This window comes from Anaeromyxobacter sp. PSR-1, from assembly GCF_000964525.1.
GTDB lineage: Bacteria > Myxococcota > Myxococcia > Myxococcales > Anaeromyxobacteraceae > Anaeromyxobacter.
The window spans coordinates 1-8,730 of record NZ_BAZG01000187.1 but is presented as its reverse complement, the minus strand read 5'-3'; the positions used below and the strand labels follow the sequence as shown (position 1 = coordinate 8,730).

Here is an 8,730-nt window from a genome sequence, read left to right as displayed (position 1 = left end):
AGGTCACCTGGACGTCGTCGGTGCCTGCCACCGCGACCATCTCCGCGACCGGCCTCGCCTCCGCGCTCGCCGCAGGCACCACCACCATCACCGCCACGCTCTCCGGGGTCACCGGCTCCACGACCTTTACGGTCACCCCCGCGACGCTGGCATCGATCGCGGTCGCACCAGCCAACCCGTCCGTCCCCGCCGGCGGCACCCAGCAGTTCACGGCCACCGGCACCTACTCCGACAGCTCGACGCGCGACCTCACCACGCAGGTGACCTGGACGTCCTCTGCTCCTGCCACGGCCTCGATCAGCGCGACGGGCCTCGCGTCCGCGCTCGCCGCCGGCACCACCACCATCACCGCCACGCTCTCCGGCGTGATCGGCTCCGCCACGCTCACCGTGACGGCCCCGGTACTCCAATCCGTGACGCTCGCGGCTACCGCGGTTGTCGAGGGCGACGGCACCACCGGGGAGGTCGCGCTGACGGGGCCGGCAGGCCCGTCCGGAACCACGGTCCAGCTGAGCAGCTCGAGCGGCGCCGCGACCGTACCGGCAAGCGTGACCGTGCCCGCCGGCGCGACCCGCGCCACATTCCCGGTCGGCTCCGCGCGCATCACGACCGAGACGGTCGCCTCGATCTCGGCGAGCGGCGGCGGCGTGGCGCGGTCCGCGACGCTCACCATCCGCGCGGTGAGCCTGAGCCTCGCGCCGGCGATCGTCGGGGGCGGCAACCTCGCCACCGGCACGCTCTCGCTGAGCGGCCCCGTGACCGTCCCGATCACGTCGGCGCTTTCGAGCAACAACGTGGCCGTCGCGACGGTCCCGGCCGCCGTGACGATCGACGCGGGCGCCACGGCGGTGACGTTCCCGGTGTCCACGAGCACGGTCACTTCCTCCCGGAGCGTGACGATCACCTCGACGCACGCGGGGATCGCGGCCACCGCGTCGCTCTCGGTGCGCGTGATCGGGCCGTCCGGCGTGAGCCTGAACCCGAGCACCGTGGTGGGCGGCTCGGCGTCCACCGGCACCGTGACGCTGACCTACCCCGCACCGGCGGCGGGCTTCCCGGTCACGCTCGCGAGCAGCCGGCCCGCGGTCGCCACGGTGCCGGCGTCCGTCACGGTACCCGGCGGCGCCACCTCGGCGACGTTCCCCATCGCCACCGTCCCCGTGACCTCCAGCACCTCGTCGTCGATCTCCGCGAGCGGCGGCGGGATCACGAAGTCGGCGAAGCTCAGCGTCTTGCGGTGACGCGCTGACGGCCTCAGCGGGACTCGTAGGCGCCCAGGTCGTACGCAGTGCCGCGCGGGCGAGCGGTGCGCAGGAAGTCGCCGCGTACCTCGACCAGGGGGGCGCCTGCGTCCACGGCGGGCGAGCGCGGCCCGAGCGTGTAATCTCCGCGCTCGGGATCGGTGAACCCTGGCAACGCCGTGAGCAGGTTGTGATCCTGGGTCAGGCCCTGCCCAGCAACACCCCCGACGATCGCCGGCTCCCTGCACAGCGGTGCGCTCGCGAGGTTGTTCCGAAGCGTCACCCGCGCTGCGGAGCGCTCGACGCGAATGACGGCGAACTCGTCGGCCGCGTCCCTCCGCACCATCGTGTTGTTGACGACGCGCACGTCCTCGGGTTCGGGCTCCAAACCGCGGCGGCCGACGAGAACGGCGGTGTAGTACTTCGCCGCGCCGGTCCCGTCGAAGACGTTGTTCCGGACCATCACGTCTCGCGCCCAGATCGTCAGGTCCACCTGGACGCTCGCCTCGCCGCTGGTGATGTTCCGCTCGACGACGACGTGGCTCACCCGCTCGTCGTTCTCCGCGTCCTGTGGCCCGATGGCCATCGACCACACGCGGCCGCGCACCCGGTTGTCCGCCACGGTCACCCACCGCGTCTCCGGGCGCCCATCGCCATGCGCCGGGCCGTGCAGCTTGAGGGCGTGGCGCGTCCCGCCCGGATTCCACAGGCGGTTGTGCGCGATCACCGCCTTGTGCGCCTGCCACACCCGGAGGGCGTGCGTGCTCGTCATGTCGTGCAGGTCGTTGCCCAGGATCGCGAGGCGGCGGCCACCCACGTACATGCCGCCCGACTGCTCCGCCGTGGCCTCGCACTCCACCCAGGCGTTGCCGTCGTGCGGGGTGGCGTAGATGGGCTTCCAGTCGCCGTTCCCGAGCCCGACGCGGAAGCCCGTGGAGCGCACGCGGAGCACGAGCGCGTTCACCGTCTGGACGACGTTGGAGTAGCCCACCGCCGCCGCCTGGTCCACCGCGGCCCCCGGGCCGACCAGCTCCAGGTCCATCAGGCGCCAGTCCGGGGCGCGGACGATGAGCCCTCCGTCCACGCCGGTCACCCTCAGCACCGGCCGCGCACCCTCGCCGTAGGCCCCGATGATCCCCGGCCCCGGCGCGGTCAGCGTGACGCCCACGGTGGTGAAGGTGTCCCCGCGGCGGAGCAGCAGGCGCCGGCCAGGACCGCCGTTCACCGCAGCGAACCCGCGCGCGAACGTGGCGAACGGCGCATCAGGGCTGGTGCCGGCGTTCCCGTCGTTCCCGCCCGCGGCGACGTAGTAGGTCTTGCCCGCGGGTGCCGAGACGGTGATCTGCTGCCGGTAGGTCCGGCGGGTCCCGCCCGCGTCGGTCACGGTGAGCGTGGCCGTGTACGTGCCCGGGGCTTCGTACACGTGCGCGGTGGTGTATCCCGTGGCCGTGTTGCGGCTCAGGCCGGTGGTGCGCCAGGCGCCGGCGCCGGGGTCGCCGAAGTCCCACACGTACTCGGCCGCCTCCGGATCGGCGGGCTGGACGACGCCGCTCCGCCACGTGAACGGCGATGCCGGTCCCTCGGGCTGCGTGTCCACGGCGTCGAAGAACACCGCGAGCGGAGCCACACCCGCCACCCGGTTCGCCGCCGTCATCGGCGCCGCCGGGGCCGGTGCGGTCCCGCTCGCTCCTGGCGCTCCGGGCACCGCGAGCGTCACCACCAGCGCAGCCAGCGTGGCGCGCCTCGCGATCGAGCCCCGCATTGCCTCCCCCGTGACCGGCGAATCGTCGCAGCCCCGCCGCACGCCGATCCCGGCCCACCGTAGCACAGCTGGACGGCGGCCCGCGGCGCGCAGCGCGCCTGCGCGGGTCCCCCACGCTCCTCCGACTCGCACGCGGATGGCGCGGGGGTTTATCATCGCGGGGCATTCGCGGTCCGGGCATGGCTCGGCGTGGCGGCGCCTGTGGTGCCGTCGGAAGGGACTGGGAACCGATGACGCCGGACTTTCCTCGGCTCACCGACGGCTCGGACTACGACGGCGCCGGGGCTACCCGGGGGCCGAAGGTCACGCCGCTCGACTGGCTGACGCTCGCCGTGCGCGCGGCGCGGCGCCGCAAGGTCCTGGCTGTCGCGGTGTTCGTGGTCGCGTTCGGCGCGAGCATCGCGTTCGCCGTCACGCGGAAGCCCATGTACCGCGTCTACACGACGATCCTGGCCCAGCGCTCGAGCGCGCTCCCGTCCGCCGCGCGTGCAGGCTTCGAGGACCTCCCCACCCGGTCGGCGTGGGAGATCGTCCACCGGCGCGAGAACCTCGTCGCGATCGTGAAGGAGACGAATCTCGTCTCCGCCGGCCTTGCGGTAGAGGAGCCCGACCTGCGCGCGCGGGTGAAGCGCGCGCTCGGCATCGGCCGCGCCGGGGCGCCGGCCGACCCGGTGGATCGGCTGGTGCTGGTGCTCGACAAGGAGCTCGAGGTCAGCACGGAGGAAGGGACCATCACCATCAAGCTCGACTGGCCGGACCCGCGACAGGCTCACGCGGTGGTCCAGGCCGCGCTGCAGAACTTCCTCGAGTCCCGCCACGTCCAGGAGGTGACGGCCCTCGACGAGATCATCTCGGTCCTGCGCGGGCGCGCCGCCGTCCTCCGGAAGAACCTCGACGATGTCATGGTCGACGTGCAGCACCGTCGTCCGGCGGCGGTCCGGGCCCCGTCGTCCCCGGTGTCGACGGGCCCGAGCGAGGAGCTCGTGCGGCTGCAGTCGCTGCTCGCGTCGAAGCAGCGGGCCATCGAGGACGTGGAGAACTTCAGGCGCCGGCGCATCGCCGAGGTGGACGCGCAGCTCCACCAGGCGCTGAACGCGCTCTCGGAGGCCCACCCGACCGTCATCGGCTTGCGCCAGGAGCTCGCGGCGGTGTCGCGCGAGTCGCCGCAGGTCGGGACCCTGCGCGAGGAGGAGCGCAAGCTCCGCGCACAGGTCGTCGAGCGCGCCGCGCGCGAGGGGACGTCGGCCACCGCCGCGGCGCTCGCGCCGCAGCCGCCCGCCGCGGAGAGCTCGCGCATGACCGACGACCCGCGGGTGATCGAGGCGCGCGCCCAGTATGAACAGATGAACCAGCGGCTCGGCGCCGCCCAGGTGGAGCTCGATGCGGCGCGCGCCGCGTTCAAGTACCGCTACAACGTGGTCTGGCCGCCGCAGGTCCCACAGACGCCGTACGGCAACAGCCGGTTCGAGATCGCGATCGCCGGGCTGCTCCTCTCGCTCGGCCTCGGAATCGCCGCGGCGGCAGCGCCGGACATCGTGCGCGGGCGCATCATGCAGCGGTGGCAGGTCGAGCGGACGCTGGACCTGCCGGTGCTCGGCGAGATCCGGCGGAAGTGAGCCGGCCCGGCGCGCCGCAGGCCTCGTCCCCCCGTCCCCCGAGATGGAAAGGCCCCGGGGGCTGGACCCCCGGGGCCTCGTCACGGTCTCCGCCGGCGCGGAGGGCCTACAGCAGTCCGGGCTTGCCCTGCTTCCACCGCTCGTACTCGGTGGTGAGCAGGTCCACGTGCTCGCGCTCCTCGGCGGCGAGCTCCTTGTACAGCTGCTTCTCGGGCGAGCCCTCCGGGGCGGCGGCGCCGCGCTCGGTGAAGAACTTCACCGCGCGCTGCTCGAAGCCGATCGCGATCCGGAACAGGTTGCCCGGATCCTCGGGCCGGTTCTCGAGGCCGGCGAACAGCGCCGCGCGCTCGATCTTGAAGCCCTCGGTCGGCGACGGCGCCTGGGCGTGGTAGCGGCGCGTCAGCGTCGCCATGTGCTCCTGCTCCATCCCGGCGAACTTCTCGAAGAGCGCCTTGAGCACCGGCTCCTTCGAGTCCTTGGCGGCCTTCGCGTAGAACGCCATGCCGCCGAGCTCGATCTCGAACGCGAGCCGGATGGCCTCGAGCGCCTTGACCTCCTCGACCTTGCGCGGGTCGGTGACCTGGAGCTTGCCGCCGCAGGCCGGGCACATGCCGTACGGGAACGCGAAGCCCTCGCTCACCTTGCCGCAGTCGTCGCAGCGCCACTGCAGCTGCGCGGTGCCGCAGCAGACGTACTCCTCGTCGCCCTCGATCGGGCGGCGGCACTTCGGGCAGGTCTTCACCGCGGTCTCCGCCCCGGCCGCGACGGCGCCGGCGTGGGTGTGGAGGCCGGCCTGTGCGGCCGGCGCGGCGCCGGACTGCGCCATGGGCTGGAACGCGGCCACCTCCTCCTGCGTGAGCGGCCACTTCTTGCCGTTCGTCAGGTAGGTCGCGATGGAGCGCGCGGCGCGGCGGCCGGCGCCCATGGCCAGGATCACGGTGGCGCCGCCGGTCACGATGTCACCGCCGGCGAACACGCCCGGGAGCGTGGTGGCCTGGGTGGACTCGAGCTTCCCGTCGTCCGCCGCGATGTTGCCCCACTTGTTGAGGCCGAGGCCGGGGGTGGACTGCGTGATGATCGGGTTCGCCTTGGTCCCGAGCGCGTAGATGACGGTGTCGCACTCGAGGTCCTTGAACCGGCCGGTGGACATGGGCTTGCGGCGGCCCTTGTCGTCGGGCGCGCCCAGCTCCATCTCCTCCACCTTCATGCCCCGGACGCTGCCCTCGGCGTCGGTGTAGATCTCCACCGGCGTGTGGAGGAAGAAGAAGTCGATCCCCTCCTCCTTCGCGTGCCGCAGCTCCTCGATGCGGGCCGGGGCCTCCGCCTCGCTGCGCCGGTAGACGCAGCGCACCGTCGGCGCGCCGAGCCGCTTGGCGACGCGCAGGCAGTCCATGGCGGTGTTGCCGGCGCCGATCACCACCACGCTCTTGCCGAGCGAGATGGGGGTGTCGAGGAACGGGAACTTGTCGCCGCCCATCAGGTTCACGCGGGTGAGGAACTCGTTGGCCGAGTACACCTGGCCCGCGAACTCGCCCGGGATCCCGAGGAACTGCGGCGCGCCGGCGCCGACGCCGAGGAACACGGCGTCGAAGCCCTTCTCGCCCAGCAGCTGCGGGACGGTGAAGGTCTTGCCGATGACCTTGTTGGTCTCGATCTTCACGCCCATCTCGACCAGCTTGTTCACCTCGCGGTCGATGATGTCGCGCGGGAGACGGAAGGACGGGATGCCGTAGCGGAGCACGCCACCGACCACGTGGAGCGCCTCGTACACGGTCACGTCGCAGCCGAACTTCACCAGGTCGGCCGCGGCGGCGAGGCCGGCGGGGCCGGAGCCGCACACCGCCACCTTGCCGAGCTTCCTGTCGAAGCGGGGCGGGACCACCGGCTTCGGCCGGGCGTTGTCACCGACGAAGCGCTCGAGGCGGCCGATGCCGACCGACTCCATCTTCTTCGCGATGATGCACTGGGCCTCGCACTGCGTCTCCTGCGGGCAGACGCGGCCGCAGACCGACGGGAAGATGGAGGCCTCGTTGATCACCTCGAGGGCGCCCTCGAGGTCGCGCACCACCACGTGGCGGATGAAGCGCGGGATGTCGATCTGGACCGGGCAGCCGGCGATGCAGGTGGGCTTCGCGCACTGGATGCAGCGCTCGGCCTCGCCGAGGGCGTCCTGGAGCGAGTACCCCAGGTTGACCTCCTTGAAGTTCCGCGCGCGCTCGACGTGGTCGCGCTCCGGCATCTTCGTCTGCGTCGGCACCAGCTCCTTCAGCTTCTTGTAGTTGCGCTTCTCCTCCTCGAAGAGCTGCTTCTCGAGGTTGCAGACGTGCGCGTAGTCCTCGTTCGCGCGGGTCTCCTGGCTCTTGAAGCGGCGCTGGCGCGCGAGGAGCTCCTTGAAGTCCACCTGGTGGCCGTCGAAGTCCGGGCCGTCCACGCAGGCGAACTTCACGTCCTTGCCGACCGTCACGCGGCAGGAGCCGCACATGCCGGTGCCGTCCACCATGATCGCGTTCAGCGAGACCATGGTCTTCACGCCGAACGGGCGGGTGGTCTCGACGCAGGCGTTCATCATCGGCAGCGGGCCGATGGCGATGGCGAGGTCCGGCTTGTCCTTCTCGCAGACCTCCTTCAGCGCCTGCGTGACGAAGCCCGGCTTCCCGTAGGAGCCGTCGTCGGTGCAGACGATGAGGTCGTCGCAGTACTTGCCGAACTTCTTCTCCCAGAACACCAGGTCCTTGTTCCGGAAGCCGATGATGCCGGTGGTGCGGCAGCCCGCCTCCTTGAAGGCGCGGAGCTGCGGGTACACCGGCGCGACGCCCAGGCCGCCGCCGACGAGCACCACGTGGCCGGCGTTGTCGATGTGCTGGGGCAGGCCGAGCGGGCCGACGAAGTCGTCGAACGTGTCGCCCGCCTTGTAGTTGGTCATCATCTCGCGCGTCGTCTTGCCGAGCGCCTGGATGACCATCGTGATGGTGCCCTTCTCGCGGTCGAAGTCGGCGACCGTGAGGGGGATGCGCTCGGACCCTTCGTGCAGCCGGAGCATGACGAAGTGCCCGGGCTGGGCGGAGGCGGCGACATCGGGGGCGTAGACCTCCCACAGGAAGGTCACGTCGGAGAACGCTTCGCGGCGAAGGATCGAGTACATCGGGAACCAATCCCTCCGTGCAGTTGGAGTGGGGGGAGGTACGGTTTCGGCCTGCGCTTGGTATCAGCCCCCCGTGGAGGGCGTCAAGGGAGACACCCGCGAAATTTCAAGAGAATTGCCGATTGGATCGGTCCACATTGCGACCGTTCGCCCCCGGGGGCGGCGCGGGGCGCGCGGCCGGCGCGCTGCCGCCTCGGACAGGCGGCCGGGATCGCCGGCCAGCGGCCCCTGCGGGCGGGCCCGCCGCCCGGCCGCCCGTGGAGAATGCCGCGCCGCCCGCCGCCTCCGGCGGGCCCAGGGGAGATCATGAACGTCCTTCGCATCGCCGCCGCCGCGGCGCTGGCCGCGGCGGTTCCCGCGCCGCAGGCCCACGCCGCCGACCGCACCATCCCGGTCTATCCGGGCGCTCGCCTGCTCACGCTGCCGCCGGAGCCGGGCGAGACGCCCGAGTGCTGCACGTTCGTCACGTCCGATCCGGCCGCGAAGGTGACGGCCTGGTACGCGAAGGCGCTGTCCGCGCCCGCGCTCGACCGCGCCGCCTTCGAGCGCCGCTACCCGGAGTTCCGCGAGGCGATGGCCCTCATGGCCGAGGCGGCGGAGCACCGCGCGCCGAAGGACATGCGCCTGTTCGTCCTGCGCGAGGAGCCGGTCGGCGGCAAGCGGATGCCCACGCTCACGCTCGCCATCCTCTCCACCACGGAGGGCACGGTGTTCGAGATCGGCGAGGAGGAGCTCGGGGCCGAGGGGCCGCGCTGGGCGGAAGAGATGCGGCGCGCCTCGCGCGCGAGGCGCTGATCCGGCCCGAGGCGCCGGGAGCGTCCCGCGCGCCGGGGTGCCGCCGCCCGCGCTCAGGCGGTGCGCCGGCCGTCGAACGCGAGCCGGCCGAGCACGCCGGCGATCTCCGGATCGCCAGGGGCGATGGCGAGGGCCCGGCGCAGCAGCGCGATGGCCCCGTGCACCCTGCCCTCG

At 72.4% G+C, this 8,730-nt stretch carries 7 protein-coding genes and 1 pseudogene; 3 read left to right on the top strand and 5 right to left on the bottom strand.

The window, feature by feature from the left end; translation table 11 throughout:
• A pseudogene (locus PSR1_RS25040) lies at positions 1-332 on the top strand (Ig-like domain-containing protein); the annotation flags it as partial.
• Here PSR1_RS25040 and PSR1_RS24700 read toward each other — a convergent pair.
• Genes PSR1_RS24700 through PSR1_RS19480 form a run of 3 tightly spaced genes read right to left on the bottom strand, consistent with a single transcriptional unit; the run spans position 224 to position 3,003 of the window.
• Entirely contained in the window at positions 224-1,018 is a 795-nt protein-coding gene (locus tag PSR1_RS24700) for a hypothetical protein (RefSeq protein WP_059439084.1), read from the bottom strand. The pseudogene PSR1_RS25040 and the gene PSR1_RS24700 sit on opposite strands and share 109 nt — an antisense overlap.
• Before the next feature lie 12 nt (positions 1,019-1,030).
• Positions 1,031-1,210 (bottom strand): hypothetical protein, encoded by a 180-nt coding sequence (locus tag PSR1_RS24695; protein WP_059439083.1) that lies wholly within the window; start codon positions 1,208-1,210, stop codon positions 1,031-1,033.
• A gap of 44 nt (positions 1,211-1,254) precedes the next feature.
• Positions 1,255-3,003 carry a PKD domain-containing protein gene (locus PSR1_RS19480; protein WP_059439082.1) on the bottom strand — a complete coding sequence of 583 codons (1,749 nt, stop codon included), beginning with the start codon at positions 3,001-3,003 and terminating at the stop codon, positions 1,255-1,257.
• Positions 3,004-3,233: 230 nt separating this feature from the next.
• On the opposite strand from PSR1_RS19480, the gene PSR1_RS19475 reads away from it, so the two are divergent.
• On the top strand, positions 3,234-4,619 hold the full coding sequence (locus PSR1_RS19475) for a lipopolysaccharide biosynthesis protein (protein ID WP_059439081.1): 1,386 nt from the start codon (positions 3,234-3,236) through the stop codon (positions 4,617-4,619).
• A gap of 106 nt (positions 4,620-4,725) precedes the next feature.
• On the opposite strand, the gene gltA is transcribed toward PSR1_RS19475, so the two are convergent.
• Complete coding sequence (gltA, locus tag PSR1_RS19470) at positions 4,726-7,761, bottom strand: NADPH-dependent glutamate synthase (RefSeq protein WP_059439080.1); 3,036 nt, start codon at positions 7,759-7,761, stop codon at positions 4,726-4,728.
• A 306-nt stretch (positions 7,762-8,067) separates the two neighbouring features.
• Here gltA and PSR1_RS19465 point away from each other — a divergent pair, with 306 nt between their 5' ends.
• Complete coding sequence (locus tag PSR1_RS19465; protein ID WP_059439079.1) at positions 8,068-8,556, top strand: hypothetical protein; 489 nt, start codon at positions 8,068-8,070, stop codon at positions 8,554-8,556.
• Between the two features lie 53 nt (positions 8,557-8,609).
• Here the strand turns inward: PSR1_RS19465 and PSR1_RS23905 are convergent, their stop codons facing one another.
• Positions 8,610-8,720: a hypothetical protein gene (locus PSR1_RS23905; RefSeq protein WP_237758158.1), complete on the bottom strand. Its 111-nt coding sequence runs from the start codon at positions 8,718-8,720 to the stop codon at positions 8,610-8,612.
• Positions 8,721-8,730: the final 10 nt, after the last annotated feature.